The sequence below is a fragment of the Variovorax raffinosi genome (genome assembly GCF_051216615.1).
In the GTDB taxonomy this organism is placed as follows: domain Bacteria; phylum Pseudomonadota; class Gammaproteobacteria; order Burkholderiales; family Burkholderiaceae_C; genus Variovorax.
Genome location: NZ_JBPJZR010000023.1, coordinates 1 through 25,273, shown reverse-complemented (window position 1 = coordinate 25,273; position 25,273 = coordinate 1). Strand labels below are relative to the sequence as shown.

The window sequence follows — 25,273 nt, the reverse complement described above, 5'->3', positions numbered from 1 at the left end:
TGCGCCTCAGCGCTCGGCTTCGTTCGATTTTTACCAAGGAGCTTTCCATGATCCATCACGAACTCAGTCAGTGGCCCCTCGTCATCAGCGTCTCGGCCGGATTGCAGACGCTCGAAAGCATGCAGGCCTTCACCGAGGACTGGAACCGCTGGCTCGACCGCGGCGAACCTTTTGCGTCCCTGCGCGTGTTCGCCGATGCCGATGCGCTGGTCCACCCCGAAGGCAGCGCCCATAGCGCCAAACAGTGGCTGCAGGAGCGGGGCGCCGACATTCGCCGCCATATGATGGGCATGGCGAGCGTGGTGCCCGCCGACCAGTACGAGAAAATCCGCAAGATGAATGTCGAAAAACTCTTCGGCGTGCCCGCCAGCACCTTTGCCGATGCCGACGATGCGCTGGCGTGGCTCAGCGAACGCGTGATGGTCCCGCGCGGCCTGCCGTTCGATCTGGCATCTGTGCGTTCGGCCATCGGTGCCGCTCGCACGGCGGCTGCTGCAGCAGCAGTAGCCTGAGGTTGCCCATGGCGAAGAGCGGCACAGTCACCATCCCGATTTCCCTTCCCGATGGCGAGGCCGCGCCGCGCCGCCGCACCAAGGCCCCCGAGACACGCGCAGCCGCGCTGATGGATGCCGCCGAGCGGCTCTTCATCTCGAAGGGCATCGCCACCACCAGCATCGACGACATCGCCGCCGGTGCGCAGGTGGCCAAGGGCACCTTCTATCTGTACTTCCCCTCGAAAGAGGCGATGCTCGGCGCGCTGCAGCAGCGCTTTGTCGACACCTTCTGCACCCGCCTGCAGGACGCGATGGACAAGCACCGCGCCGACAAATACCGCGCGCGCCTGAAGGCCTGGGTGGAGACAGGGCTGGAAACCTACCTGGACAACGTCGCCTTGCACGACGTGGTCTTCCATGAATACCGGCCCGAAGACCGGCGCATGCGCAACGACAACGCGGTCATCACGCAGCTCGTCGGACTGCTCAAGCAGGGCGACGCCGCGGGCATCTGGGAAGTGGAAGACGCGACCCTGACGGCCGTGATCCTCTTCAACGCGCTGCACGGCGTGGCCGACGATGCGGTGGCCATGGGCCCGGCCGCGGACCCGGTGGCCGACCGCCGCCGCCGTGCCCGCGCGCTCACGCGCTTCTTCGAGCAGGCGCTGCGCCCCGACGTGGACGACAGCGACGACTGACTGATCGGGCTCAGAGCTTGTAGAAGCGCTTGATTGCGCTCCAGGCGTCTTCGGGCGCGTCGACGTACTCGAACAGCTTCACGTCGCCGGGCGAGATCACGCCTTCCTCGACCAGGAAATCGAAGTCGATCATTCGCTTCCAGTAGTCCGAGCCGAACAGCACGATCGGCACCGGCTTGGACTTCTTCGTCTGCACCAGCGTGATCACCTCGAACAGTTCGTCGAGCGTGCCGAAGCCGCCCGGGAACGCCACCAGCGCCTTCGCACGCATCATGAAATGCATCTTGCGAATCGCGAAGTAGTGGAACTTGAAGCTCAGCGCGGGCGTGACATACGGGTTGGCTTCTTCTTCCATCGGCAGCGCGATCGCCAGGCCGACCGAGATGCCGCCGCCTTCATGCGCGCCGCGGTTGGCGGCCTGCATGATGCCGGGGCCGCCGCCGGTGCAGATGAAGAGCTTGTCTTGCGGATCCTTGCCGCTGCTGTACTGCGCGACCAGCTTGCCGAAGGCGCGCGCCTTCTCGTAGTAGTGCGAGCTGCGCGCAAGGCGGCGCCAGCGCTCGGCCGCCACTGCATCACCTTTGGCTTCGGCCTGCACGATCAGCTCGGCGGCGTCTTCCTCGCTGCGAAAGCGGGCGCTGCCGAAGACCACCACCGTGTTCTCGATGCCGTGCTCGCGCTGCTCGAGGTCGGGCTTCATCAGCTCGAGCTGCATGCGGATGCCGCGGGTTTCGCGGCGCAGCAAAAACTCGGGGTCGGCGAAGGCGATGCGTGACGGATCGGGATCGAGCGGCAGGCCGTGATCCGCGTGGGACTGGAGCGTGGCCCAGGCGTCGGCCAGGCGTTTGTCGTGAAGGTCGTGCGTGTTGTTCATGAGAAAACCAGACAGAAGGACTTGTTGGATTGTGCAGCGTCGCCAACGACGCGACCGGCAAACAAAAAAGGCTCCTTGCGGAGCCTCTTTCGGGGTGGTGGTCGAGCGGTCAACCGGCAAGCCGGTGAAGGCTCAGACGCGCTTGCGGTATTCGCCGGTGCGCGTGTCGATTTCGATCTTGTCGCCTTGTGCAACGAACAGCGGCACGGGCACTTCGAAGCCGGTGGCGATCTTGGCGGGCTTCATGACCTTGCCCGAGGTGTCGCCCTTGACGGCCGGCTCGGTCCAGGTGATTTCGCGTTCGACGCTGGTCGGCAGTTCGACCGAGATGGCCTTGCCGTCGTAGAACACCACTTCGACGGCCATGCCGTCTTCGAGGTAGTTCAGGGCGTCGCCCATGTTTTCGGCTTCGACTTCGTACTGGTTGTACTCGGTGTCCATGCAGACGTACATCGGGTCGGCGAAATAGGAGTAGGTGCACTCCTTCTTGTCGAGCACGATCTGGTCGATCTTGTCGTCGGCCTTGAACACCACTTCGGTGTTGAAGTTGGCGATCAGGCTCTTGAGCTTCATGCGCACGGTGGCGGAGTTGCGGCCGCCGCGGCTGTATTCGGTCTTCAGGACGACCATCGGGTCCTTGCCGTGCATGATGACGTTGCCGGCGCGGATTTCTTGAGCGATTTTCATAACAGGTTCTCTGGATGTTGGCCGCTCGGTGCACGGGGCCATCGGCAACGTTCTGAACGTTTGTGCCGGCGTTTCTGGCCCCGCTGTACATGTCCCGCGGCGGTTTTGCAGGTTTGGCGGAGAGCATCTCGGGTCGTGAAGACCCGGGCGAAATCCGCAAAGCCCGCTATTTTAGCTTTTTCCGGCGACCAGATGCCGCAGTTGCGTGAGCAGATCGTCTTGCGCACGCAGCCGCTCGCGGGCGGCAAGGGCGGTTTCGCGCCACGGGCCTTGTGTTTCGAGCAGGGGCAGGGGGCTGTTGCCGAAGCCGTTCCAGGCGTGGTGAAAAAGCCGCAGCGAGGGCGGGGCGCCGAGCCAGTCGAGCCAGGCGTCGAGCTTGGTGTGGTGCGCGTCGTCGTCCTGCGGATAGATCTGCCAGACCAGCGGCGCGCCGGCCCAGTGGGCGCGCACCAGCGAGTCTTCGCCGCGCACGAAATTCAGGTCGCAGGCCCAGAGCAGGTGGTCGTAATCCGGTTGGGTGAGGTAGGGCAGGTATGAAATTGATAGCGCGCTGTGGCTACTGGACGTTGGTGTCAGGCCTTTTCGACTTGAAACGCAGGCTTCGACGGCCCGCGCAGCCCGGCCTGCCGTCACCAGCAGCCGCGTCGGTGTCGGGCCGGCTGCGAGTTGTTCGAGCAGCGCCGCCAGCGCGAAAGGCTCGTAGCAAAAGAGCGAGACAAGGCGTTCGCCGTCCTGCCATGGAATCTGCTGCGCCTGAAGCCACTGCGCACGGTCGAAGCGCGCTTGCCGCTCGATCAGGTCGGGTTCCCGCAGAAGGCCGCCGGTGGCGGGCGTGAAGCCGGGATAGAAAAACCGCTTGGTCAATCCGGCGCCCGGCCCCTTGAACACCGGCGATGGCAGCCGGTGCAGTCGCTCGACGTAAGGCTCGGCCGAAAGGTATTCAAGATTGATCCAGGCCCGCTGTGGCGCTTGGGGAACCGGGGCTTCGGCGAACCTCGCGATCAGTTCCGGCGCCGGCTCGCAGCCGAAGGCCTCGATCAGCACATCGGGCGCCGGCTCAGCGGCAGCGGCTTGCACTGCGGCGCCGTCGAGCCAGTCGATCACGCGCACGCCATCGCAGCCCGAGGGCGCCATCCAGTTCAATGCGGTCGCGTCGTCGATCCACAGGCGCACGCGCTCGCCGCTTGTGGCCAGTTGGCAAGCCAGCCGCCAGCAGACGCCGAGGTCGCCGTGGTTGTCGATGACCTTGCAGAAGATGTCCCATTGCATGGCCGCGAGTGTGCCCGTCTTCGGCACCCTGTAGACCGGTGCGCTTGCTATGCTGGACGGCACAACAACCACCGGAGAGAGAGCCCATGAGGATGCAGACCCGCCCCCGTTCGCCGTTTTCCTTTCGTTCCGCGAGAACCGTGCTCGCCCTGTCGCTGGCCCTTGGCGGCATGGCCGGCATGACCGGTGCGTTGGCCCAGCAAACATCACCTCCCTCGCTGACACCGCAGCAGCAGCGCTTTCACGACATCTACAAGGAACTGGTCGAGATCAACACCACCCATTCGGTGGGCGACAACACCGTGGCCGCGCGCGCCATGGAAAAACGCCTGATCGAGTCGGGCTTTGCGCCCGGCGATATCCAGATCTTCGAGCCCTTCCCCAAGAAGGGCAACCTGGTGCTGCGCTTCAAGGGCGACGGCAGCAAGAAGCCGCTGCTGTTGCTGGCCCACATCGACGTGGTCGAGGCCCGGCGCGAAGACTGGAAGACCGACCCCTTCAAGCTGCAGGAAACCGGCGGCTACTTCACGGCGCGCGGCTCCATCGACGACAAGGCGATGGCCTCGGCACTGGTCTCGGTGGTGGGGCAACTGAAGCAGGAAGGCTTCAAGCCCAAGCGCGACATCATCCTGGCGCTGACCGCCGACGAAGAGCGCGGCGATGCGCTCAGCAACGGTGCCTTCTGGCTCATCAGCAACAAGCCCGAGCTGCTGCAGGCCGAGTTCGGCATCAACGAGGGTGGCGGTGGCGAGCTGCGCGGCGGCAAGCCGAACCTGCACCGCATGCAGGTGGCCGAGAAGATGTACACGACCTACATGCTCGAAGCGCGCGACGTGGGCGGCCACAGCTCGGTGCCGACCAAGAACAACCCGATCTATGCGCTGTCGGCCGGGCTGGAGCGCCTGGGCAACTACGCCTTCCCGGTCAAGCTGGCCGATGTCACCAAGACCTACTTCGCACGCAGCGCGCCTTTTGCCACCGGCCAACTGGCCGACGACATGCGCGCCATCGGCACCGGCAACCCCGACCCCTCGGTGATCGAGCGCATGTCGGCCAACCCGGCCTACAACGCACAGTTCCGCACCACCTGCGTGGCGACGATGGTGCAGGCCGGCCATGCCGAGAACGCACTGCCGCAATCGGCCAAGGCCACGGTCAACTGCCGCATCCTGCCGCATGACGACCCGGACGAGGTCGAGCGCCTGCTGACCCAGGCGGTCGGCAACGACAAGATCGTGGTGCGCAATGTCGGCCGGCCGCTGCGCAGCCCGGCGTCGCCACTGAACGGCGACCTCGTGAAGACGGTGGAGTCGCTCACGCAGCAGATGTGGCCCGGCGTGCCCGTGGTGCCCGCGATGAGCACCGGCGCGACCGACAGCCGCTTCATGCGCAACGCAGGCATTCCGATGTACGGCGTGACCGGCATGTTCCTGGAGCCGGCGGATGCGCGTGCCCATGGCCTGGACGAGCGCATCGAGATCCAGCGCCTGTACGACGGCCGCGAGTTTCTCTACCGGCTGGTGTCGGAGCTGGTGAAGTAAGCGCGCTCATGGGCGAAGCCTACGAGCATCATTTCGTCCAGGTCAACGGCATCCGTCTTCATGTGGTGCAGGCCGGCCCGGTCGATGGGCCGGTGGCCTTGTTGCTGCATGGCTTTCCGGAGTTCTGGCGCGCCTGGGTCAGCCAGATCGACGCGCTGGCCGCTGCCGGCTACCGCGTCTGGGTGCCCGACCAGCGCGGCTATGGGGAAAGCGACAAGCCCGCGGGCATCGAAGCCTACGGACTCGAAACGCTGGTGGACGATATCTGCGCCCTGATCCGCAGCACCGGCCGCGAAGCGGTGACGCTGATGGGCCACGACTGGGGCGGCGTCGTGGCCTGGCGCGTGGCCGCGCGCGAGCCGGCTCTGGTGAGCCGCCTCGTGATCGTCAACGCGCCGCAGCCGGCCGTGATGCTCGTGCACATGGCCACCGGGCGGCAGCGCCTGCGCAGTTGGTACATGCATTTCTTCCGCATCCCGCGCCTGCCCGAACGGCTGTTGAGCCGCAACGGCTTTCGCGGGCTCGGCAAGGTGCTGACGCAGAGCAGCCGGCCCGGTGCCTTTCCCGATGCGGAACTGGCGCTGTACCGCGAGGCCTGGGCCCAGCCGGGCGCGCTGACCGCGATGCTCAACTGGTATCGCGCACTGATGCGTGATCGCCCGCGCATTCGTGCCGACGGGCGCATACCGATGCCCACATTGCTGCTCTGGGGCGTGCAGGACCAGGCGCTCGGCCTGGCGATGGCCCGGCCCAGCATCGAGCTGTGCGACCAGGGCGAGCTGCAGCGCATTGAAGGCGCGGGGCACTGGGTGCTGCACGAAGAGGGCGAGGACGTGAGCCGGCGGATCCGGGCTTTTGTCAGCCCGGCCGCCGACGTGCTCGCGCAGCACTGAAGGAGAAAAGCAGGGCCGGCGCCGGCCCTGCGGATCTCAAGGCGTGAAGGTGTCGCCCAGCACGATGCCTTCACGGCGCGGGTCTGCGCCGCCGGTCAACACCGGCTTGCCGCCGACGTTGGTGCGGATGACGGTGCTCACGCCGCTGGACTGAGCGCCGAAGTTCACTGTGTGGCCCATGGCGCGGAGCCCCTCGATCAGCGGGTCGTTCTTGCCGTCGTTGGTGATGTTGACGTTGGGATGCTCGCCGCCCACGTTGGTGAGGCTGTAGGTGGCGCCGGTGGGCTTGGGTGGTGCGGTGTTGGTGGCACCGAAGTCGACCAGTGACGTGGCTTGTTGCGCATCGAGTCCCCAGTCGAGCGCGCCAACCAATGTCTTCACCACGTACTGGATGATCGTGCCGCCGCCCGGTGAGCCGGTGCCCATCACGAACTCGCCCATGCTGCCATCGGCATTCTTCTTGAACACCAGCGTCGGCGCCATCGTGCTGCGCGGGCGCTTGCCTGGGGCGACGCGGTTGGCGAACTTGACGTTAGGGGTCACGGAGGTGTCGATGGGGTTGGCCGCAAAGTCGGTCAACTGGTTGTTCAGCACGAAGCCTTGCGTCATGTGGAACGAACCCAGCGTGCTTTCCACCGTGGTGGTCAGCACGACCACGTTGCCCTGCTTGTCGACGATGGTGACGTGCGTGGTGCCGTGCTCTTCGGTCTTGTCGATGCCCAGCGGCACGTCGCCGCGGTCGCCGGCCTTGGCCAGGCCCATGCTCTTCGTCAGGCTGATCAGGCTGGCGCGGCCTTGCAGGTAGGGCTTGTTGATCAGCGAGTCGGGGCTTCCGCCGGGCAGGGGAATGAAGTCGGTGTCGGCCACGTACTTGTCGCGGTCGGCGTAGGCCAGGCGTTCGGCTTCGCTCACCAGGTGCACGCCCATCACGGTCGGCTTGCCGCCTTCGAGGTCGATGGCGGTCGGCTTGTACAGGCCCAGGTTGAAGGTCTCCAGGATGCCCAGGGTCGCCACCACCGCGATGCCGCCCGAGGACGGTGGCGACATGCTGCACACGTAGTAGTCGCGGTAGGTGCCGCACACCGGATCACGGCGCTTGGCCTTGTAGTTGGCGATGTCGGCCAGCGTGGTCTTGCCGGGGGTGATGGCCGAGCCGTCGACTGCCGTGCTGACGCCGATCTTGTCGACCATGGCCTTGGCGATGTCGCCTGTGTAGAACGCGTTGGCGCCCTGGGTGGCGATGGTGTTCAGCGTCTTGGCATAGGCCGGGTTCTTGAGCCGGGTGCCCAGCGCCTTGGGCGTGCCGTCGGCGTTGAAGAAATAGGCCGTGGCTTCGGCGTCGCGCATCAGGTCGGTCTTGGAGGTGGCAATGGCTGCTGCCATGCGACCGCCGATCAGGAAGCCGTCGGAGGCCAGCGTGATGCCGTAGCCGAACAGGTCTTTCCAGGGCAGCTTGCCGTGGTCCTGGTAGGCCAGGTCGAGCATGCGCACCGCGCCCGGCGTGCCGATGGAGCGGCCGCTGGCTCGCAGCATCGACGTCGGCTTCGGGGCCGTCTTGTCGCTGACATCGTCCACGTAGAGCAGGTAGTTCTCGGTGGCTGCGGCGGGCGCGGTCTCGCGGCCGTCGTAAGCCTGCACCTTCCTGGTCGCGGCGTCGTAATGGAGCATGAAGGCGCCACCGCCCAGTCCACTCGACTGGGGCTCGACCAGGCCGAGCACCGCTTGCACCGCCACCGCTGCATCGACCGCGCTGCCACCGGCCTTGAGCACATCGCAGCCGGCGCGCGTGGCCAGCGGGTGGTTGGCCACCACCATGTAGTTCTTGGCGTAGACCAGCTTGTGGCCCGGCACGTAGCCCGAGGCCGGTTCCGGCGCTGCCGGATCGCCCGGATCGCCGGAGCCGACGACCACCGACGCGCTGGCGGAGGGGATCTGGCAACCGTTGTCGGCGACGGGCGGCGGGGGCTGATTGGCCGCGTTGATTGCGGCGACGGTCGCGAGCAGCGCCGCGGTGTCCTGCGCGCTGGTGTTGGCGCCGCCGCCGCAGCCGGCCACGGTCAACGAGAGCGCAAGGGGCGTCAGCGCCCACCACACGCGTGCGGAGTTTTTCTTCATGGAGAGTTTTCCCGAATAGCTGTGTTTGAAAGACAACGGGCGCTCCTCGCGCCCGCTGCCATCTTCAGCACATTTCGTTCCATGCGCCGTCGGGGTTTGCGCTGGTGTCGCGGCCGCGGCTCGCGCCGCGCGCCACAATAGCCGCCATGTCAGACGTGCATTCCGATCAACTGCTCAGCGAAGTCGCGGCCCTGCCGCAACTGCCGGGCGTCTACCGCTATTTCGACGCAGCCGGCGCGGTGCTCTACGTGGGCAAGGCGCGCAACCTCAAGAAGCGGGTGGCCAACTATTTCCAGAAGAGCCACGGAGGCACCCGCATCGGCCACATGATCTCGAAGATCGTGCGCATGGAAACCACCGTGGTGCGCTCCGAGGCCGAGGCGCTGCTGCTTGAAAACAACCTGATCAAGACGCTCAAGCCGCGCTACAACATCCTGTTTCGCGACGACAAGAGCTACCCCTACCTGAAGATCGCCTCGCACGCATTTCCGCGCCTGGCTTACTACCGTGGCGCGGTCGACAAGAAGCACCGCTACTTCGGTCCGTACCCGAGCGCGTGGGCGGTCAAGGAATCGATCCTGCTGCTGCAGAAAGTGTTTCGCCTGCGCACCTGCGAAGACACGGTGTATGCCAATCGCACGCGGCCCTGCCTGCTCTATCAGATCAAGCGCTGCAGCGGGCCGTGCGTCGGCTACATCGAGCCCGAGGCGTATGCGCAGGACGTGGCCAGCGCCGAAGCCTTCCTGATGGGCGACACGCAGCTCGTGCTGTCGAAGCTGGAACAGCGCATGACCACGCACGCCGAAAAACTCGAGTTCGAGCAGGCGGCCGAGCTGCGCAACCAGATGTCGGCCATCTCGCGCGTGCTGCACCAGCAGTCGATCGAGATTGCCTCGGACAAGGACGTCGACATCCTCGCGGTCAAGGTGCAGGGCGGCAAGGCGTGCGTGAACCTGGCGATGGTGCGCGGCGGGCGGCACCTGGGCGACCGCCCGTACTTTCCCGTGCATGTGGACGACGCGGCGCAGATCCATCATGGCGAGCTGGACGACGAGGAGGAAGAGGGCGCCAGTCCCGCCGTGGCCGACCCGATCGAGGTGCAGGTGCTAGAAGCCTTTATCGCCCAGCACTACATCGACGTGCCGGTGCCGTCCACGCTGGTGCTGAGCCATCTGGTGAGCCGCGAGCTGATCGAGGCGATTTCCCTGCAGGCCGGTTCGCGCGTGACGGCCGTGTTCCAGCCGCACGAGCAGCGCCGCCACTGGCTCGAAATGGCAGAGACGAATGCGGCCCTGCAACTGGCCCGCTTGCTGGCCGAAGAAGGCTCGCAGCAGGCGCGCACCCGTGCACTGGCCGATGCGCTCGAACTGGCACCCGATGACCTCGACAACTTTCGCGTGGAGTGCTTCGACATTTCGCACACTGCGGGCGAGGCGACGCAGGCTTCGTGCGTGGTGTTCGAACACCACGCGATGCAGAACCGCGAATACCGCCGCTACAACATCGAGGGCATCACGCCCGGCGACGACTACGCGGCCATGCGCCAGGTGCTGCTGCGCCGCTACGGCAAGCTGGCCGAGGTCATGGCCACCGAGACCGATGCGCCGCCCGCAGGCGACGCCGAAGGCATCGGCAGCGACGCGCCACCCAAGACCAAGGCCGCGCGCATGCCCGACCTGGTGCTGGTGGACGGCGGCAAGGGGCAGGTGTCGATGGCACGCGAGGTGTTCAGCGAACTGGGCCTGTCGCTGTCGCTGATCGTCGGCGTCGAAAAGGGCGAGGGCCGCAAGGTCGGACTCGAAGAACTGGTGTTTGCCGACGGCCGCGAGAAGGTCTACCTGGGCAAGGACTCGGCCGCGCTGATGCTGGTCGCGCAGATCCGCGACGAGGCGCACCGCTTCGCCATCACCGGCATGCGCGCCAAGCGCGCCAAGGTGCGTGTGGGCGGCAGCCAGCTCGAAGACATTCCGGGCATCGGGCCGAAGCGCCGCGCGCGGCTGCTTCAGCGCTTCGGCGGAATTCGCGGCGTGGCGGCGGCGAGCGTGGACGACATCGCTTCGGTGGAAGGCATCGCCACCGATCTGGCGGAAGAAATCTACAAGGCCCTGCACTGAGGGGAATCCCCGTGGCTGCTCGAAATGAGCAAGCCTGGGGGGTACTCCTGCCGTGACACAATCAAGCGATGTTCTGGACCTTACCGACCATCATGACCTGGACGCGCATCGTCGCGATCCCTTTGATCGTCGGCGTGTTCTACCTGCCCATTGCCGAGCCGATGCGCAACCTGATCGCCACGGTCATGTTCATCGTCTTCGCTGCCACCGACTGGCTCGACGGCTACCTGGCGCGCAAGCTCAACCAGACTTCTGCCTTCGGCGCCTTCCTCGATCCGGTGGCCGACAAGTTCCTGGTGTGCGCCTCGCTGCTGGTGCTGGTGCACCTGCAGCGCGCCGACGTGTTCGTGGCGCTGATCATCATCGGCCGAGAGATCGCCATTTCTGCACTGCGCGAATGGATGGCGCAGATCGGCGCCAGCAAGAGCGTGGCGGTCCACATGATCGGCAAGGTCAAGACGACCGTGCAGATGGTCGCCATTCCCTTCCTGCTCTATGACGGATTCCTCTTCAAGGTGATCGATACCGGGCTTTGGGGCCAGTGGCTGATCTGGATCTCGGCCGTGCTGACGATCTGGTCGATGGTCTATTACCTGCAGAAAGCCATTCCCGAGATCCGGGCCCGGACCAAATGACCGTGGCCGCCTCGGCCCGCACCACGGGCTGGCTGCGGGCGATGCCGGGCGTCTTCGTGCTGATCTGGAGCACGGGTTTCATCGTTGCGCGCTATGGCATGCCCTATGCGCCGCCCCTCAAGTTCCTGGCTGTTCGTTACGCGCTGTCGCTCGCCTGCTTCGGCGTGTGGGTCGTGCTGGCGCGGGTCGCCTGGCCGAAGGAGCGCGCGCAGTGGGGGCACCTGGCCGTCACCGGCATGCTGATGCAGGCCGGTTATCTGGGTGGTGTTTGGGCGGCGGTGCACGCGGGCATGGGCGCCGGGCTCGTGGCGCTGCTGGTCGGGGTGCAGCCGGTGCTCACTGCCGTCTGGCTGTCTTTCAACGGCGGGCGCATCTCGAGGCGGCAGTGGATCGGGCTGGCGCTGGGCTTCGCGGGGCTGGTTCTCGTGGTGTCGCGCAAGCTGGGGCAGGGCACCGAGGTCAATGTGCTGACCATGGGGCTCGCGGTGATGGCGCTTCTTTCGATCACGGCAGGCACGCTGTACCAGAAGCGCTTCGTCGCGCCTTGCGACGTGCGCAGCGCGAGCGCGGTGCAGATGGCGGCGGCGCTGCTCGTCACCTTGCCCTTCGCGGCGATGGAATCGCAAGGCATCGAGTGGAACCTGCATTCGGGCGGCGCGATGGCCTGGTCGGTGCTGGCGCTGTCGCTGGGCGGCAGTTCGCTGCTCTATATGTTGATCCAGCGGGGCACCGCTACCGCCGTCACCAGCCTGCTGTACCTGGTGCCGCCCTGCACGGCGGTCATGGCGTGGCTGCTGTTCGCTGAGCCGATCACGCTCACGACGGTGCTGGGCATTGCGCTGACCGCCGCTGGTGTGAGCCTCGTGGTGCGCGGCGAGCGCTGAGCGGGCCCGCGCTCTTCAGCGCGAGGCGGCCTTGCCCGGCTTCCAGGGCTCGCCGCGAAACTGCTCCGCCAGGTGATCGACCAGCAGCCGCACGCGGCGCGGCGTTCTCGGGCGCCAGGGCGCGACCCAATGGATGTCGGCGTCGGGCATCGCGTACTGCGGCAGCACGCGCACCAGTTCGCCGCTGGCCAGTTGCGGGGCGATGTCCCACAGGCTGCGCAGCATGATCCCGTGGCCCGCCAGGCACCAGTCGCGCACCATCTCTCCTGAATTGCTGGTCAGCGGACCTTGGACCCGCACGCGTGCCGTGCTGCCGTCGCGCGCGTGGCGGAGCGTCCACAGCGCGTACTGGTGCTGGCTGGCATCGCCGTTCTCGCGCGCGACGAGGCAATCGTGCGAAGCCAGTGCATCGACCGTGGCCGGCGTGCCGCGTCGCTCCAGGTAGTCCGGCGCGGCGGCCAGCACGCGCTGGTTGCGCGCGATGCGCCGAGTGACCCAGTCGGCCGCACGGTGCTGCTGCACCGCCCAGAGCCACAGCGCACCGTCGTAGCCTTCGGCGCCGAGATCGGGCAACTGCTCGGTCAGCACCAGTTCGATCTGCAGGGCAGGATGGTGCGACTGGAACGCCGCGAGCGCCGGCCCGAGCCAGCGTCGGCCGAAGCCGAAAGTGGCCGCCAGGCGGATCGTGCCGACCAGTGCGTTCTGGCGTTCGCCGAGTTCGCTTTCGAGCGCGGCAAAGCCGTCGAGCAGCGTGCGGGCATGCAGGCAGACCGCCTCGCCCTCGGCGGTGACGCTGAGCCGCCGCGTGGTGCGATCGAACAGGCGCTGCCCCAGGCGCGCTTCGAGTGCGCCCAGGCGCTTGGTGATGACCGAGGGCACGACATCGAGCGTGGCGGCCGCGCCCGCAAGGCTGCCCTGGTCGCGAATGGCCAGCACCAGCGCCAGATCGCCACGGTCCATCGACGGAGAATTCATGCCGGATTGGAAAGTATGAATTGGCTGATTGTTGCTTGATGATCGCAGGGGTGCAACGCACAATCGCCGCGTGACTGCTTCCTTTCTCACCTTTCCGACCTTCGACATCGAGCGCAACGGCGTGCGCATACACGGTCGCATCGGCGGTCGCGGTGCGCCCTTGCTGCTGTTGCATGGGCATCCGCAAACGCATGCGATCTGGCACCGCGTGGCGCCGGCGCTGGCCGAACGGTTCACCGTGGTTGCGGTGGATCTGCGTGGCTATGGAGATTCGGGTCGGCCGGCTGCCGATGCGGATCACCTCGTCTACAGCAAGCGTGAAATGGCGCTCGATGCGCTCGCCGCGATGCGGCACCACGGCTTCGAGCGCTTCGGCGTGCTGGCCCATGACCGTGGCGCGCGCGTGGCGCACCGGCTGGCGGCGGACCACCCCGCTGCCGTCGAGCGGATGCTGCTGCTCGACATCGCGCCCACGCTCGCGATGTACGAGAACACGTCGGAGGCATTTGCCAAGGCTTATTGGCACTGGTTCTTCTTGATCCAGCCGCCGCCGTTGCCCGAGGCGCTGATTGCTTCGGACCCGGTGCGCTATGTGCGCAGCGTGATGGGCGGGCGGCATGCGGGCCTGGCGCCTTTCGCGACCGAAGTGCTGGCCGAGTACGAGCGCTGCGCCGCCATTGCGGGCACGGCCGAATCGATCTGCGAGGACTACCGTGCCTCCGCCACCATCGATCTGGCGCACGACCGTATCGACATTGCCGCCGGTCAACGTCTTGCGCAGCCGCTGCGCGTGCTGTGGGGCGAGCACGGCGCGGTCGGCAAGGCTTTCGATGTGCTGGCGCTGTGGCGCGAGCGCGCTGCTGACGTGTCGGGCCAGGCCTTGCCCTGCGGCCACTATGTTCCCGAAGAAGCCCCGGGCGAACTGCTCGCCGAGGCGCTCGCATTCTTTTCATCTTCTCCCACACACCCAGGTCACCCAGGAGCCACACCATGAGCACCCAGAGAATTGCAGTCATCGCCGGCGACGGCATCGGCAAGGAAACCATGCCCGAGGGCCTGCGCGTGCTGGAGGCTGCCTCGCGCAAATTCGGTATTGACCTGAAGTTCGATCACTTCGATTTTTCGAGCTGGGACTACTGCGAGAAGCACGGCAAGATGCTGCCCGACAACTGGAAGGACCAGATCGGCGGCCATGACGCCATCTTCTTCGGCGCGGTCGGCTGGCCCGAGAAAATTCCGGATCACATCTCGCTGTGGGGCTCGCTGCTGTTGTTTCGCCGCGAGTTCGACCAGTACATCAACCTGCGTCCCGCGCGCCTGATGCCCGGCATCATCGCGCCCGTGGTGCGGCGCGACGGAACCCCGCGCGAGCCCGGCGAGATCGACATGTACATCGTGCGCGAGAACACCGAAGGCGAGTACTCGAGCATCGGCGGGCGCATGTATGAAGGCACGCCGCGCGAGATCGTGGTGCAGGAAACGGTGATGTCGCGCGTGGGCGTCGACCGTGTGCTGAAGTTCGCTTTCGAGCTGGCGCAGTCGCGGCCGAAGAAGCATCTGACCAGCGCCACCAAGTCGAACGGCATCTCGATCACCATGCCCTACTGGGACGAGCGCGTGGCCGAGATGGGCAAGAACTACCCGGGCGTGAAGCTCGACAAGTTCCACATCGACATCCTCACCGCGCACTTCGTGCAGCGGCCCGACTTCTTCGACGTGGTGGTGGCCAGCAACCTGTTCGGCGACATCCTGTCCGACCTGGGCCCGGCCTGCACCGGCACCATCGGCATCGCGCCCAGCGCCAACCTCAACCCCGAGCGCACCACGCCTTCGCTGTTCGAGCCGGTGCACGGCTCGGCCCCCGACATCGCCGGCAAGGGCATCGCGAACCCGATCGGGCAGATCTGGTGCGGCGCGATGATGCTGGAGTTCCTGGGCCACAAACAGGCGCATGACGCCATCCTTTCCACCATCGAGAAGGTGCTCGCGCCCCAAAGCGGCGCACCGCGCACCCCGGACATCGGTGGGAACGCAAGCACCAGCGACCTGGGCAAAGCGATCGCCGAGGCGCTTTGAAAAGGTCCTTCGTCAAACGCCCCTAAAATCGCGCGCTCCGCTGATCTGCATGGCCTCGTGTCTTATTGACACCCTGCAGACCAGTGGTTGTAATCCTCGCTGGCAGCGCGCTGCCGAGGCGTCAGGCCTGCCACGCTCTTGAGTCGCACCGTTTGCGGCCAGGTCGCAGCTGACGGAAGCCGACCAACTTTTTTTCTACAAGGGGCCCTTGTGAACAAGACCGAACTGATTGAGCACATCGCAAAAAACGCCGATATTTCCAAAGCTGCAGCGACCCGCGCGCTCGAGTCCACCATTGGCGCCATTCGCACCACGCTCAAAAAGGGCGGCTCCGTTTCGCTCGTCGGTTTCGGTACTTTCGCAGTAGGTAAACGCGCCGCCCGCACCGGCCGGAATCCGCGCACCGGCGAGGCGATTAAAATCAAGGCCGCCAAGATCCCGAAGTTCCGTCCAGGCAAGGCGCTGAAAGACGCGCTGAACTAAGACGTTAGACTCGGAGAGTATTTCCGGTGGGGTGCTTAGCTCAGTTGGTAGAGCGGCGCCCTTACAAGGCGTAGGTCGGGGGTTCGAGCCCCTCAGCACCCACCACCACCAGATGCAAAGGCGAACACCAGTTCGCCTTTTTTATTGCCGTCCGACATCCGTCGAAAAAGAGTGTTCAAGCATGTTTGATTTCTTCCGCAAGTACAACAAGATCGTCATGATTTTCTTGTTCTTGCTGATCATTCCCTCGTTCGTGCTCTTCGGTGTCGAGCGCTACCAGGGGTCCGGCCGCGACGAGAAGGTGGCCCGCATCGAAGGCCACGACATCACGAAGCCCGAGTGGGATGCGCAGCATCGCATCGAGACCGACCGCATTCGCCAGCAATCGCCGAACGTCGATCCGACGGTGCTTGAATCCGACGCTCTGCGCTATGCCACGCTGGAGCGCATGGTGCGCGACCGCGTGCTGGCCGCTGCGGCCGCCAAGGCGAACATGACGGTGTCCGAAGAGCGCCTGTCGCGCATCTTCGCGCAAGACCCGGGTCTGGCCGCGTTTCGCAAGCCGGATGGCAGTTTCGACACCGAGACCTTCCAGCGCGTGACGGGCCGCACGCCCCAGCAGTACGAAGCTGCGGTGCGTTCGGACATGGCAACGCAGCAGGTGCTGCTGGGCATTTCGGGCACGACCTTCACGCCGCCGGCGCTGGCTGCGACCACGATCAACGCCTTCTACGACAGCCGCCAGATCCAGGTGGCCCGCTTCAGCCCCGACAGCTTTGCGTCGAAGGTCACGGTGAGCGATGCGGACATCGAGACTTACTACAAGGACCACGTGGCGCAGTTCCAGGCTCCGGAGCAGGCCAGCATCGAGTACCTCGTGCTCGACCTGGAAGCGGCCAAGAAGAACATCGTCGTGAGCGAGGCCGATCTCAAGTCCTACTACGAGCAGAACACTTCGCGCTTCGGCACCAAGGAAGAGCGGCGCGCGAGCCACATCCTGATCACCGCGCCGACGAGCATGTCCGCCGGCGACCGCGCAAAGGCCAAGGCCAAGGCGGAGGAACTGCTGGCCGAAGTGAAGAAGGCGCCGAACACTTTTGCCGATGTGGCACGCAAGAATTCGCAGGACCCGGGTTCGGCGGAGAAGGGCGGTGATCTTGACTTCGTCACCCGCGGCGCGATGGTCAAGCCTTTCGAAGACGCGATGTTCGCGCTCAAGAAGGGCGAGATCAGCGGCATCGTCGAAACCGAGTTCGGCTATCACATCATTCATCTGATCGACATCAAGCCGGCGGTGGTGCCGCCCTTCGAACAGGTGCGCGCCACCATCGAGAACGAAGTCCGCGGCCAACAGGCCACGCAGGAATTCGCGAAGGCCGCCGAAATCTTCACCGATGCGGTGTATCAGTCGCCTGACAGTCTCAAGCCTGCGGCTGACAAGCTGAAGCTCACGATCCAGACGGCCAGCAACGTGGCGCGCACGCCTGCGCCTGGCGCCACGGGCCCGCTGGCCAGCCGCAACTTCTTGAGTGCGCTGTTCGCCTCCGACTCGCTCGATCGCAAGCAGAACACCGAAGCCATCGAAGTCGGCTCCAGCCAGCTCGCATCGGGCCGCGTGACCCAGTACACGCCAGCGCATCCGGTGCCACTGGCCGAGGTCAAGGACAAGATTCGCGCGCAGCTCGTCAACGAGCGCGCAGCGGTGCTGGCCAAGACCGAGGGTGAAGCCAAGCTCGCGGCATGGACTGCCAAGGCCGATGGCGCGACCTTCGGTGCGCCGATCACGGTCTCGCGTCGCGAAGCGCAGTCCCAGCCGCTGCCGGTGATCGACGCCGCGCTGCGTGCCGACGCCGCCAAGCTGCCCGCGGTCGTGGGCGTGGATCTGGGCGCGCAGGGTTATGCCGTGGTGCGTGTGCTCAAGGTCGTTCCGCGCACGCCGCCGACGCCTGAAGTCGCGCAACAAGAGAACATGCAGGTCGGCCAGTCCGTGGCTGCGGCCGAGGATGCCGCTTACTACACCATGCTGAAGGATCGTTTCAAGGCAGAGATCCTGGTGCCCAAGCCAGCGGACACGCTGCCGGCCGCACCAGGCCGCTGATAGAAAGCTCTTCGCGAGTCACAGCCCGAGCCGATGGCTCGGGCTTTTTTATGCGCGGCGCGGCGTGGATCGGGTTGGTCGCACGAGGGACAAGCGGTGCCCACGCTTCTTGCCAGAATCCAGGGCATGGGAACCCTCTACCTCGTGCGCCACGGGCAGGCCAGTTTTGGTGCTGCCGACTATGACAACCTGAGCGAACTCGGACACCGGCAGTCTGTTCGCCTTGGCGAATACTGGCGCGAGCGCGGCATGAAATTCGACGCCGTCATCACCGGCACCCTGAAGCGCCATCGCCAGACCTGGGAGGGCATCGCCAAGGGCCTGGGGCTCGAGCGCGACGATGTGCTGCCGTGGCCTGGCCTCAACGAGTACGACGCCGAAGCCGTCATTGCCACGATCCACCAAGGCAAGCTCGAGAAACCCGATTCGCCCGAGCTGTATCGCCATCACTTTCGCCTGCTGCGCGAAGGGCTGGGTGCCTGGATGCAGGGCAAGACCCAGCCGGTCGAGATGCCGAGTTATGTCGACTTTCTGGCGGGCGTGACGACCGCGCTCGACCACGTGCGCGATCGGCATCACGGCGCGAAGGTGCTGGTGGTGTCGAGTGGCGGCCCGATCAGCACGGCGGTCGGCCACGTGTTGGGAACGAGCGCCGAGACGACGATCGAACTGAACCTGCGCATCCGCAACACGTCGGTGACGGAGTTCGCTTTCACGCCCAAGCGGCACATGCTGGTGACCTACAACACGCTGCCGCACCTGGACGGTCCGGCGTATGAAGACTGGATCACCTACTCCTGAGCGGCGCGTCGCGGCTCAGGCCTGCCAGACGCCGTAGCCGGCCTTGCGCAGCATGATGCCGAGCTCGACTTCCATCGAGCGCGCATCCTCGTAGGGCATGGGGTTATATCGATCGTAGAGAGCGGGCAGCAGCCGCAAGCCGAATTCCTGTACGAAGCTGTTGGCCTGGATGCCGGCCTTGTGCTTGTCGAAACGGATATCGGGGTCCAACCCAGTCATGCCGACGTAGACGAAGGGCTTGCCAAGCTGGTAGTCGGGATTGGCGCGCCTGAAGCGGCCGTTGTTCCAGACGCGGTCGTCGAGTTCGACCACATAGACATGATGCCTGGCGCGCGGTTTGCGGGGCATCAGCTTCTCTGCCTCATGGCACGGCGCTTCAGGTCATGCATGGCAAATCAAACCGTGGCCGCCCGTGCGTGGCGGGCGACCACATGGGGCGCATCAGCTCTTGCGTTTGATGAGGCCGTAGAGGATCAGCAGCACGATCGCGCCCAGCACGGATGCGATGAAACCAGCGCCCTGGCCGGCGGTGTACCAGCCCAGTGCTTGGCCGATGTAGGTCACGATCAGCGAACCTGCAATGCCGATCACGGTGGTCACGATAAAGCCTGCGGAGTCGTCGCCCGGCTTGACGGCGCGCGCCACCAGACCCACGACGAAACCGATCAGAATAGTCCAGACGATGCTCATGAAGAAATTCCTTTGGTGAAGAAGTGGAAGTGGCGAAGTGCCAAGCCCGTCTGCGCGGGCCGCGGCCATGATAGCGGAGCTATATAGACACAAGCGTCACTGAAGCAGATCGAAGATGTGACCGGGAATTTTTGCCCGGCATCGTGACGAAGAGGGCGCATGGCGTCCTACAGGATGGCGTGCAACGCAGGGGTATACCGGCGCATGCTCGAAAAACTGCCTGAAGTCATCGGCCATGCACTGCAGGGCGTGCGTGCCGGTCTGGATCACATCGTTTTCAACACCCTCGGCATGCGCCAGGGCATGGCTTCGATCGCACTCACCAGCGTGGCTTTTGCAGACCATGCGCCGATGCCCTCGCGCTACACCGCCGATGGCGAGGGCCTTTCGCCGCCGCTGCAGTGGGCTGGATTGCCTGGCGGCACGGTGTCGTTGCTGCTGATTGTTGAAGACGCCGACTCGCCGACGCCGAACCCGCTGGTGCACGCCATCGTGGTGGGCTTGATCGCGAAGAGCGATTCGCTGGCCGAGGGGGCGATTCCGAGCCAGGGCAACGAGGGCCTTGGCTTGCATGTCGGGCGCAATTCCGCATTGCAGGCTTCCTGGCTGCCGCCCGACCCGCCTCCCGGTCACGGGGTGCATCGCTACGCGTTCCAACTATTTGCACTGGACAGTGCACCAGAGTTTTCCGAGGCGCCCGGTCGCGACGAGATCTTCGATGCGCTGCGCGAACATGCCATTGCCAGCGGGCTGTTGATCGGAACTTGCGAAAGGGCGGACGGTTCGATCAAGGCTCGGGACGGCGCCACCGCGCCGGGACCGCTGGTGGCAGGTTGAAAAAATGTGACTTTCAGGCCTCTTGATGGATCGAGGTCGCCAAAAGCGTGTTTTTTAACGCTACAATCAAAGGCTCTGCGGTGGCTGTAGCTCAGCTGGTAGAGTCCCAGATTGTGATTCTGGTCGTCGTGGGTTCGAGTCCCATCAGCCACCCCAAAATTTCCCTTTCACAGCCTCGCTGTGCTGCTATCGCAAAGATAGCGACTGCGCTACTGCCCTGTCTCTTTATTCCCACCGTGGGAATATGAGGATGTCAGCCAAGCCCAGTTCTTTCCGCTCTTAATGTCGCGAACGCTCCATTTGCTGACATTGAATTTCTCTCCAATTGCCGCATACGAGCCAATTGAGTTGAATATTTCTAGGACCCCCTTTTCCGTCAGAACGGCCCGTCCATTTCCCCCACCTTTTGCGCCGCGATCCTTCGTAGCACGGTCCGCATTGTTGTCGCGCTGGCGAGCTGCAATTACGTGGCCAGGGGTGGCAGCACGGCGGGTTGTCGCACGTGTGCATCACCACCTCGCCAGGTTTCAGTGATTCGCGATTGAAGCGCTCCCAGGCTGTCCGGTGCGCGCTCCCGGCCCACATAGCCGTAGCCGCCCGAATCTACTGGGCCTTTCCACGGCCAGCAGGCTTCAGGGCCGCTGGACATATCGACCTGGGACCAGAACGGTGACTCGGCCGCGCCGGCCATGATGCTTTCGACGCTGTGGGGAGTCATAGCGATGTGCGGCGCACCTCCTTGTTGCGGTCGTACACCTTAGCGGTGGTGGCCGGATTGGTGTGCAAATCGGGCAACAGCCCGTGTACCTGTTTGTACATCGTCGCGTAGTAAGCGCGCAGGTCGTGGAATGTGAATCTGTCGCTTTCGACCAACACCTTCTTTTCAATTGCGAGAATGACGCACCGCTGCCAAAGCGTTTTAAATCCGCGCGCCGTGTAGGCATTGTTGTCTCGGGTCGGAAAGGCATACAGGCAGTCCACGCCGCGCTGCTGGTGGAGTGCAGGGCGTCCTGGTGGACCCGTGAACGAGATCGATCACACCCGCCCTGGTGGCATGAGCGAGACGGAATACATCAGCCAGAGTTTGTCGAAGTTCCGAGCGTTCGCACGCTCGCATGGCGTTCACCTGTGGATCGTGGCGCACCCGACCAAGTTGGAAAAGAAGACCGATGGCGGCTATCCAGTGCCCACCCCCTACGACGTGGCCGGCTCGGCTCACTGGCGCAACAAGGCGGACAACTGCGTCACTGTCTGGCGCGACCAGACGACCCAAACCGACTTCGTCGAGATCCACGTCCAGAAGATTCGGAAGAAGTCGGTTGGTCGCGTGGGCTTGGTGAAGCTGCAATACCTGCGGTTGACCGGCAACTACGTCGAGAGCACTGGACCCTATGCCCGGACGCGCGGGTGAGCAATCGAAGTTTTCAAACCACAAACCAGAAGGCTCCCCAATGAGCATGCGTGAATTCGAGCGGTACTTGAAGGCGTCGGACTTTTTCCACGATGCCATGAACACCCACCGCATTGCGACGGCCGAGGTGATTGCGAGTTTTGCGCTGTTGCTGAAGCAGGACGGCAAGGTCGCCGACGCACAGCTTGACCGGCTGCTTCGCCGGCTCGCCGATGCCACTGGGCGCCCTTCGGTGGATGGCAGTCGCCGCGTCCTTGCGGCACGTATCGAAGACACCGTGAAAGGCCGCGCATGAATGTCATCGAGCGCTACGCCAGTGCGGTTCGATCGACGAACCTGGAGATCAACGAGCGCACGACTCGCTCAGACTCGGACGTGCTTGGAGCGATGGGGCTGGCTTCGCGGCAATTCCCGCTGGCCGTGGCGCTGCAGCGGCTCTTCCCGGCTGACAGCAATGCTGCGCGTGAACTGGTCGAGATCCCGGCCGACGACGCTTGGAGGCAGGCGAGGGCGATGAAGGTCAAACTCAACCGCGTGCGGGCCTACGACCTTGCTCAGGGCTGCGTCGCATGGCATCGGAATCCGACTTGCGACAACTGCGGTGGTCATGGAGCCACGGTCATCCCCGGCAGCACGACTTTGGGCGTGAAGTGCAAGCCCTGCAAGGGCACTGGTCGCACGTCGTTGAGCACGGTCTTCAAGGGGCACGCCGAGGTTGCCGACTGGCTCGTGGCCCACATGGAGAAGCACCAAGCGATGGCGGGACCGGAGGCGATGAAGCAGATCGCTTGGTATCTGGATCTGAAGATTGCCGTCGCAGAAGCAGTAAAGTAAAAAGTCTTTGCGGAATCGGTGCTTTTGGCTCAAAAGCGCTTCGCCTGTACAAATCTCGGGTGAGCCGGGAACAATAAGAGCAGCTCAGCCCATTGATGGCGGAGCTATTTCTTCAGGCTGATGACCCGCCTCAGCGCAAGCTCGGCGGGTTTTTACATGTAAAGTCGTTTCCTCAACAACGCGATTGAGGAAAGTTGTGAACACCATCGTTCTGGGCCAACCCTATGCAGGAGCGCTTCTTGGTTTTTTTTCGGATCAAATTGGAAAAGAGTCTACCCATACCCGATTGAAAAATCATCCGTACTATCAAGCACTCTATGGTCCAAACTATCGTTCGCTGATTGACATTTCAATCACATTTCTTCTTCTCTATGACGAAGTGTGGCTGTGCCCTGCGGACACCTTCTGGCCGCACCCTCGAACCGAGCGGTCGAACGCAGGCTACATACATGAACTGGCATTGAATGCCAACTGGGAGCGCTTCCATGCGATGAAGGAGCATGGTGATCCCTGGCTGACGATCTTTCGTCAGGATCAAGGTGTCATGAAGATTCTTCAAAACACGGGCTACGCGTTTGAAGCTTGGAATTCGGTCGTTGCGAGCGCTATGTTCGAAATGGCGGTCGCAAAAAATGAGAACTGCGCAATTCTCTGCTCCTCGCAGCATCGCATGCTCATAGAGCGGATGCTGGCCATTTAAAAGGCCTCTTTGCACACAAGTTTCTTGGATGTTCAAGAGATTGAATTCGTTTCTTCATACAACAAAGTTACTGGCTTGGCGTTCACATCGAAAACGATTGACGACCTGTTGGACGTCAAGAGCAACTCGGATCTCCGAGGGTACTGCCGGTCGTTTTTGAGTGTTGCCAGGACTATTGATGGATCTTCGCAGGGAGTTACCGAAGTCGAGGTGGCCCGTTTAATGCGTGATGCAATAGAGACCGAAGCCATCTCAAAAATGACGAGTGGATTTCTCAATTGGCTGGGGTCAATTTTTCGACCTCTACACGATCCATTCATTTCTGGTGGCATTGCACTAGGAGGTGCGGCGGTTTCGCATCTGGGGAATCAGGCAAGTTGGTTCCAGTTCGAAGGTGCGATCGACCGCGCGCTACGTAAGCGCGACGTGATTCACCGCATCGATGCCTATCTGAAAGACAAGTAGTTCGGGCATCGGCGCCTTCAAAAAGCGGCACGGCTGATTCTTATGAAGGTGAAACCGTATTGGCCGCAGCTATGCGCGCTTACATAGCCTCGAAGTTCGGCGAAGAGGTCGAGGCTGGCACGGAGATCCGCAACGGCTGAGCCGCTTCGCTCCGCCTTCTTGACGTATCGAAACTCCATTATGCAATCGACGCCCTATCTGGGATTTACACAGGCCGCTGCGCTTGTTGTGCCTCGTACAACGGCACTTCGATACACCGCGCGCTTTCCCTTTGAATTGGGCGCCATGTAGGCGGCCCGACTGATCGCCTATGCTGACTGCCTCAAAACGAGGAGGAGTTACATGGCAGATAGCACGGCTTCAGCGTGGATTGGGGCGTCTGGCGCTCTCATTGCGCTCGTCTTAACTCAATTTCTTGCCGAGAAGTACCGCCGATTCAAGGACGGATCCGCGCTTGCCTCCGGTCTCGCTGGCGAACTGACCACTCAAGCGCATACCAAGAAGATCCTCATTGATCACTTCGATAAGTGGGCGAAGGGACAGCAACGAGACGGTGCTGCCGCATTCTTGCGCCCCTTCGAGCGACCAAAGGATCTGTTCTATGAAGAGAGCGTCGGAAAGCTCGGCTTGCTCGGCGTCGATTTAGTCGAGGACATTGTGTTCGTTTACACCAACATCCGAGCATTTCGCAATGGGTTGGAGGTGCTTTGTGCCGATGAGCGACCTTGAATTCAGTGAGCGCAGTGGTGGGAGGGCCTGCAGTCGTTATGGTCCGCTTTCACTAGATCCGATGAGCTGCTGCCAAAACTCCGCACTCGTGCGAATGCGAATTTTTGGAGAATGGGACTTTGGTAGGGCTAAGGTCCTGTCTCAAACTAGCTCTACAAGCCGCCCGCAGAGGCTGATTTCTCGTATCAGATTTTCGTGAGCGTTTTGACCAGCCCTTGAAGCAATGCGCTCAGGTAGGAGGCATCTCTTTCGCCGTTTGAGGCTGCTGTTGTGGTTGCTGTTCCCGCGGAGGGGCCTTTCAACTCAATGCTTCTTGACGAAAGAGCTGCTTGAACTATTTCTGCTGCCAGCTTTGTTGCGTCGCCTGTTCCCATTGCCACTGATCTCTCCTAGTTAGTTGAGACGGTATCGTATCTCCAAGCTGTCTTCTTGTTCATTGAAGAACGAGTCTTGCTTGTTGAATGCGGGTTTTCTTCTTTCGAGACTCCTTCTTGGTGCTGGGACTCGTTTTACTTGGAGCTCATGGCACTCATTACGCTCAAGTCCAGGCTCACTACGGTCAATCTGACTCGCACCGCGGTGCTCCAGGTTAAAACAGGCACCGTGGAGCGCCAGTGTGGCCGAGCATGGATGGCGACCCGGGAGCGAGTTGCCATGCGCCACGAATACTGCTGCGCGAAGTGCGGAGCGGTCTGCCGACCTACTGCAGCGGGCGCACGCAGCCGCCGCAGCCCGTGGGTGAACGGCTCACGCAGGCGCAGTGCGATGCGGTCGACCAGCAGACCGCCATCGAGTACGGCTGCGCGGTGTATTCCGGCTGACAAGCTCGACCAGAACAGCTTCGACGCCTTCACGTGTTAGCGCCAGTGCAATCGTGATCAGCGGTGCCAATCGAACATTGACCAGGGGCTGGAGCTGGTTCCGCTAGGAGCCAACTGTGAATAACTATAGGTTGGATGCCTCGGTGGGT

General features: G+C 63.7%; 29 protein-coding genes and 2 tRNA genes. 22 read left to right on the top strand and 9 right to left on the bottom strand.

Annotated elements, in window-relative coordinates; genetic code table 11:
- Positions 1-47: 47 nt before the first annotated feature.
- Complete coding sequence (locus ACSFB7_RS36775) at positions 48-512, top strand: hypothetical protein (RefSeq protein WP_435477273.1); 465 nt, start codon at positions 48-50, stop codon at positions 510-512.
- A gap of 8 nt (positions 513-520) precedes the next feature.
- On the top strand, positions 521-1,192 hold the full coding sequence (locus ACSFB7_RS36770; protein WP_435477272.1) for a TetR/AcrR family transcriptional regulator: 672 nt from the start codon (positions 521-523) through the stop codon (positions 1,190-1,192).
- A gap of 10 nt (positions 1,193-1,202) precedes the next feature.
- Here the strand turns inward: ACSFB7_RS36770 and ACSFB7_RS36765 are convergent, their stop codons facing one another.
- The 3 genes from ACSFB7_RS36765 to earP form a co-directional block, all read right to left on the bottom strand.
- Positions 1,203-2,066 carry an LOG family protein gene (locus ACSFB7_RS36765; protein WP_435477271.1) on the bottom strand — a complete coding sequence of 288 codons (864 nt, stop codon included), beginning with the start codon at positions 2,064-2,066 and terminating at the stop codon, positions 1,203-1,205.
- A 132-nt stretch (positions 2,067-2,198) separates the two neighbouring features.
- Complete coding sequence (gene efp, locus ACSFB7_RS36760; protein WP_028258883.1) at positions 2,199-2,753, bottom strand: elongation factor P; 555 nt, start codon at positions 2,751-2,753, stop codon at positions 2,199-2,201.
- 171 nt (positions 2,754-2,924) lie between these two features.
- Complete coding sequence (earP, locus tag ACSFB7_RS36755) at positions 2,925-4,022, bottom strand: elongation factor P maturation arginine rhamnosyltransferase EarP (protein ID WP_435477270.1); 1,098 nt, start codon at positions 4,020-4,022, stop codon at positions 2,925-2,927.
- Positions 4,023-4,108: 86 nt separating this feature from the next.
- Here earP and ACSFB7_RS36750 point away from each other — a divergent pair, with 86 nt between their 5' ends.
- Both ACSFB7_RS36750 and ACSFB7_RS36745 read left to right on the top strand, forming a co-directional pair.
- Positions 4,109-5,563 (top strand): M20/M25/M40 family metallo-hydrolase, encoded by a 1,455-nt coding sequence (locus ACSFB7_RS36750; protein ID WP_435477269.1) that lies wholly within the window; start codon positions 4,109-4,111, stop codon positions 5,561-5,563.
- An 8-nt stretch (positions 5,564-5,571) separates the two neighbouring features.
- Positions 5,572-6,456, top strand: coding sequence for an alpha/beta fold hydrolase (locus tag ACSFB7_RS36745; RefSeq protein ID WP_435477268.1), 885 nt, complete (start codon positions 5,572-5,574; stop codon positions 6,454-6,456).
- 36 nt (positions 6,457-6,492) lie between these two features.
- On the opposite strand, the gene ACSFB7_RS36740 is transcribed toward ACSFB7_RS36745, so the two are convergent.
- Positions 6,493-8,571, bottom strand: a complete 2,079-nt coding sequence (locus ACSFB7_RS36740; RefSeq protein WP_435477267.1) for a gamma-glutamyltransferase family protein — start codon at positions 8,569-8,571, stop codon at positions 6,493-6,495.
- A 146-nt stretch (positions 8,572-8,717) separates the two neighbouring features.
- On the opposite strand from ACSFB7_RS36740, the gene uvrC reads away from it, so the two are divergent.
- The 3 genes from uvrC to ACSFB7_RS36725 all read left to right on the top strand — a co-directional run bounded on the left by uvrC (position 8,718) and on the right by ACSFB7_RS36725 (position 12,204).
- On the top strand, positions 8,718-10,685 hold the full coding sequence (gene uvrC / locus ACSFB7_RS36735) for an excinuclease ABC subunit UvrC (protein WP_435477266.1): 1,968 nt from the start codon (positions 8,718-8,720) through the stop codon (positions 10,683-10,685).
- A 68-nt stretch (positions 10,686-10,753) separates the two neighbouring features.
- The gene (gene pgsA, locus ACSFB7_RS36730) at positions 10,754-11,320 is read left to right on the top strand and encodes a CDP-diacylglycerol--glycerol-3-phosphate 3-phosphatidyltransferase (RefSeq protein WP_435477265.1); all 567 of its coding nucleotides are present in this window, start codon (positions 10,754-10,756) and stop codon (positions 11,318-11,320) included.
- Positions 11,317-12,204: a DMT family transporter gene (locus ACSFB7_RS36725; protein WP_435477264.1), complete on the top strand. Its 888-nt coding sequence runs from the start codon at positions 11,317-11,319 to the stop codon at positions 12,202-12,204. Before pgsA ends, ACSFB7_RS36725 begins: the two co-directional genes overlap by 4 nt.
- A gap of 15 nt (positions 12,205-12,219) precedes the next feature.
- Here the strand turns inward: ACSFB7_RS36725 and ACSFB7_RS36720 are convergent, their stop codons facing one another.
- On the bottom strand, positions 12,220-13,179 hold the full coding sequence (locus ACSFB7_RS36720) for a LysR family transcriptional regulator (protein WP_435477263.1): 960 nt from the start codon (positions 13,177-13,179) through the stop codon (positions 12,220-12,222).
- A gap of 70 nt (positions 13,180-13,249) precedes the next feature.
- Here ACSFB7_RS36720 and ACSFB7_RS36715 point away from each other — a divergent pair, with 70 nt between their 5' ends.
- From ACSFB7_RS36715 to ACSFB7_RS36690, 6 genes are all read left to right on the top strand, one after another.
- The gene (locus tag ACSFB7_RS36715; RefSeq protein WP_435477262.1) at positions 13,250-14,173 is read left to right on the top strand and encodes an alpha/beta fold hydrolase; all 924 of its coding nucleotides are present in this window, start codon (positions 13,250-13,252) and stop codon (positions 14,171-14,173) included.
- Positions 14,170-15,255, top strand: coding sequence for a tartrate dehydrogenase (locus ACSFB7_RS36710; protein WP_435477261.1), 1,086 nt, complete (start codon positions 14,170-14,172; stop codon positions 15,253-15,255). Before ACSFB7_RS36715 ends, ACSFB7_RS36710 begins: the two co-directional genes overlap by 4 nt.
- Positions 15,256-15,465: 210 nt before the next feature.
- Positions 15,466-15,738 carry an HU family DNA-binding protein gene (locus ACSFB7_RS36705; protein WP_099796196.1) on the top strand — a complete coding sequence of 91 codons (273 nt, stop codon included), beginning with the start codon at positions 15,466-15,468 and terminating at the stop codon, positions 15,736-15,738.
- A gap of 29 nt (positions 15,739-15,767) precedes the next feature.
- Positions 15,768-15,843 (top strand) — tRNA-Val (locus ACSFB7_RS36700).
- A gap of 76 nt (positions 15,844-15,919) precedes the next feature.
- On the top strand, positions 15,920-17,836 hold the full coding sequence (locus ACSFB7_RS36695; RefSeq protein WP_435477260.1) for a peptidyl-prolyl cis-trans isomerase: 1,917 nt from the start codon (positions 15,920-15,922) through the stop codon (positions 17,834-17,836).
- A gap of 126 nt (positions 17,837-17,962) precedes the next feature.
- Positions 17,963-18,637: a histidine phosphatase family protein gene (locus ACSFB7_RS36690; protein WP_435477259.1), complete on the top strand. Its 675-nt coding sequence runs from the start codon at positions 17,963-17,965 to the stop codon at positions 18,635-18,637.
- A 15-nt stretch (positions 18,638-18,652) separates the two neighbouring features.
- On the opposite strand, the gene ACSFB7_RS36685 is transcribed toward ACSFB7_RS36690, so the two are convergent.
- Both ACSFB7_RS36685 and ACSFB7_RS36680 read right to left on the bottom strand, forming a co-directional pair.
- Positions 18,653-18,985 carry a hypothetical protein gene (locus ACSFB7_RS36685; RefSeq protein WP_435477258.1) on the bottom strand — a complete coding sequence of 111 codons (333 nt, stop codon included), beginning with the start codon at positions 18,983-18,985 and terminating at the stop codon, positions 18,653-18,655.
- A 93-nt stretch (positions 18,986-19,078) separates the two neighbouring features.
- Complete coding sequence (locus tag ACSFB7_RS36680) at positions 19,079-19,327, bottom strand: GlsB/YeaQ/YmgE family stress response membrane protein (protein WP_435477257.1); 249 nt, start codon at positions 19,325-19,327, stop codon at positions 19,079-19,081.
- A 204-nt stretch (positions 19,328-19,531) separates the two neighbouring features.
- Here ACSFB7_RS36680 and ACSFB7_RS36675 point away from each other — a divergent pair, with 204 nt between their 5' ends.
- Both ACSFB7_RS36675 and ACSFB7_RS36670 read left to right on the top strand, forming a co-directional pair.
- The gene (locus tag ACSFB7_RS36675; RefSeq protein WP_435477256.1) at positions 19,532-20,164 is read left to right on the top strand and encodes a YbhB/YbcL family Raf kinase inhibitor-like protein; all 633 of its coding nucleotides are present in this window, start codon (positions 19,532-19,534) and stop codon (positions 20,162-20,164) included.
- 80 nt (positions 20,165-20,244) lie between these two features.
- Positions 20,245-20,320 (top strand) — tRNA-His (locus tag ACSFB7_RS36670).
- A gap of 558 nt (positions 20,321-20,878) precedes the next feature.
- Here ACSFB7_RS36670 and ACSFB7_RS36665 read toward each other — a convergent pair.
- On the bottom strand, positions 20,879-21,145 hold the full coding sequence (locus ACSFB7_RS36665; protein ID WP_435477255.1) for a site-specific integrase: 267 nt from the start codon (positions 21,143-21,145) through the stop codon (positions 20,879-20,881).
- Positions 21,146-21,185: 40 nt separating this feature from the next.
- Between ACSFB7_RS36665 and ACSFB7_RS36660 the strand changes: the two genes are divergently transcribed.
- The 6 genes from ACSFB7_RS36660 to ACSFB7_RS36635 all read left to right on the top strand — a co-directional run bounded on the left by ACSFB7_RS36660 (position 21,186) and on the right by ACSFB7_RS36635 (position 24,303).
- Positions 21,186-21,575 carry a P-loop NTPase family protein gene (locus tag ACSFB7_RS36660; protein ID WP_435477254.1) on the top strand — a complete coding sequence of 130 codons (390 nt, stop codon included), beginning with the start codon at positions 21,186-21,188 and terminating at the stop codon, positions 21,573-21,575.
- A gap of 40 nt (positions 21,576-21,615) precedes the next feature.
- Positions 21,616-21,870: a hypothetical protein gene (locus ACSFB7_RS36655; RefSeq protein ID WP_435477253.1), complete on the top strand. Its 255-nt coding sequence runs from the start codon at positions 21,616-21,618 to the stop codon at positions 21,868-21,870.
- On the top strand, positions 21,867-22,409 hold the full coding sequence (locus tag ACSFB7_RS36650) for a hypothetical protein (RefSeq protein ID WP_435477252.1): 543 nt from the start codon (positions 21,867-21,869) through the stop codon (positions 22,407-22,409). The genes ACSFB7_RS36655 and ACSFB7_RS36650 overlap by 4 nt, the downstream gene beginning before the upstream one ends.
- A gap of 196 nt (positions 22,410-22,605) precedes the next feature.
- The gene (locus ACSFB7_RS36645; RefSeq protein ID WP_435477251.1) at positions 22,606-23,109 is read left to right on the top strand and encodes a hypothetical protein; all 504 of its coding nucleotides are present in this window, start codon (positions 22,606-22,608) and stop codon (positions 23,107-23,109) included.
- Positions 23,110-23,133: 24 nt separating this feature from the next.
- Positions 23,134-23,574, top strand: a complete 441-nt coding sequence (locus ACSFB7_RS36640; RefSeq protein ID WP_435477250.1) for a hypothetical protein — start codon at positions 23,134-23,136, stop codon at positions 23,572-23,574.
- A gap of 342 nt (positions 23,575-23,916) precedes the next feature.
- Positions 23,917-24,303: a hypothetical protein gene (locus tag ACSFB7_RS36635; RefSeq protein WP_435477249.1), complete on the top strand. Its 387-nt coding sequence runs from the start codon at positions 23,917-23,919 to the stop codon at positions 24,301-24,303.
- Between the two features lie 185 nt (positions 24,304-24,488).
- Here the strand turns inward: ACSFB7_RS36635 and ACSFB7_RS36630 are convergent, their stop codons facing one another.
- Complete coding sequence (locus tag ACSFB7_RS36630) at positions 24,489-24,683, bottom strand: hypothetical protein (RefSeq protein ID WP_435477248.1); 195 nt, start codon at positions 24,681-24,683, stop codon at positions 24,489-24,491.
- Between the two features lie 234 nt (positions 24,684-24,917).
- Here ACSFB7_RS36630 and ACSFB7_RS36625 point away from each other — a divergent pair, with 234 nt between their 5' ends.
- Positions 24,918-25,124, top strand: coding sequence for a lysozyme family protein (locus tag ACSFB7_RS36625; protein WP_435477247.1), 207 nt, complete (start codon positions 24,918-24,920; stop codon positions 25,122-25,124).
- Positions 25,125-25,273: the final 149 nt, after the last annotated feature.

Bases quoted from the DNA above. Each gene is read 5' to 3' on its own strand.
- ACSFB7_RS36775 (WP_435477273.1), top strand. From the start codon at position 48: ATGATCCATCACGAACTCAGTCAGTGGCCCCTCGTCATCAGCGTCTCG.
- ACSFB7_RS36770 (WP_435477272.1), top strand. From the start codon at position 521: ATGGCGAAGAGCGGCACAGTCACCATCCCGATTTCCCTTCCCGATGGC.
- ACSFB7_RS36765 (WP_435477271.1), bottom strand. From the start codon at position 2,066: ATGAACAACACGCACGACCTTCACGACAAACGCCTGGCCGACGCCTGG.
- efp (WP_028258883.1), bottom strand. From the start codon at position 2,753: ATGAAAATCGCTCAAGAAATCCGCGCCGGCAACGTCATCATGCACGGC.
- earP (WP_435477270.1), bottom strand. From the start codon at position 4,022: ATGCAATGGGACATCTTCTGCAAGGTCATCGACAACCACGGCGACCTC.
- ACSFB7_RS36750 (WP_435477269.1), top strand. From the start codon at position 4,109: ATGAGGATGCAGACCCGCCCCCGTTCGCCGTTTTCCTTTCGTTCCGCG.
- ACSFB7_RS36745 (WP_435477268.1), top strand. From the start codon at position 5,572: ATGGGCGAAGCCTACGAGCATCATTTCGTCCAGGTCAACGGCATCCGT.
- ACSFB7_RS36740 (WP_435477267.1), bottom strand. From the start codon at position 8,571: ATGAAGAAAAACTCCGCACGCGTGTGGTGGGCGCTGACGCCCCTTGCG.
- uvrC (WP_435477266.1), top strand. From the start codon at position 8,718: ATGTCAGACGTGCATTCCGATCAACTGCTCAGCGAAGTCGCGGCCCTG.
- pgsA (WP_435477265.1), top strand. From the start codon at position 10,754: ATGTTCTGGACCTTACCGACCATCATGACCTGGACGCGCATCGTCGCG.
- ACSFB7_RS36725 (WP_435477264.1), top strand. From the start codon at position 11,317: ATGACCGTGGCCGCCTCGGCCCGCACCACGGGCTGGCTGCGGGCGATG.
- ACSFB7_RS36720 (WP_435477263.1), bottom strand. From the start codon at position 13,179: ATGAATTCTCCGTCGATGGACCGTGGCGATCTGGCGCTGGTGCTGGCC.
- ACSFB7_RS36710 (WP_435477261.1), top strand. From the start codon at position 14,170: ATGAGCACCCAGAGAATTGCAGTCATCGCCGGCGACGGCATCGGCAAG.
- ACSFB7_RS36695 (WP_435477260.1), top strand. From the start codon at position 15,920: ATGTTTGATTTCTTCCGCAAGTACAACAAGATCGTCATGATTTTCTTG.
- ACSFB7_RS36690 (WP_435477259.1), top strand. From the start codon at position 17,963: ATGGGAACCCTCTACCTCGTGCGCCACGGGCAGGCCAGTTTTGGTGCT.
- ACSFB7_RS36685 (WP_435477258.1), bottom strand. From the start codon at position 18,985: ATGCCCCGCAAACCGCGCGCCAGGCATCATGTCTATGTGGTCGAACTC.
- ACSFB7_RS36680 (WP_435477257.1), bottom strand. From the start codon at position 19,327: ATGAGCATCGTCTGGACTATTCTGATCGGTTTCGTCGTGGGTCTGGTG.
- ACSFB7_RS36675 (WP_435477256.1), top strand. From the start codon at position 19,532: ATGCTCGAAAAACTGCCTGAAGTCATCGGCCATGCACTGCAGGGCGTG.
- ACSFB7_RS36655 (WP_435477253.1), top strand. From the start codon at position 21,616: ATGAGCATGCGTGAATTCGAGCGGTACTTGAAGGCGTCGGACTTTTTC.
- ACSFB7_RS36650 (WP_435477252.1), top strand. From the start codon at position 21,867: ATGAATGTCATCGAGCGCTACGCCAGTGCGGTTCGATCGACGAACCTG.
- ACSFB7_RS36635 (WP_435477249.1), top strand. From the start codon at position 23,917: ATGGCAGATAGCACGGCTTCAGCGTGGATTGGGGCGTCTGGCGCTCTC.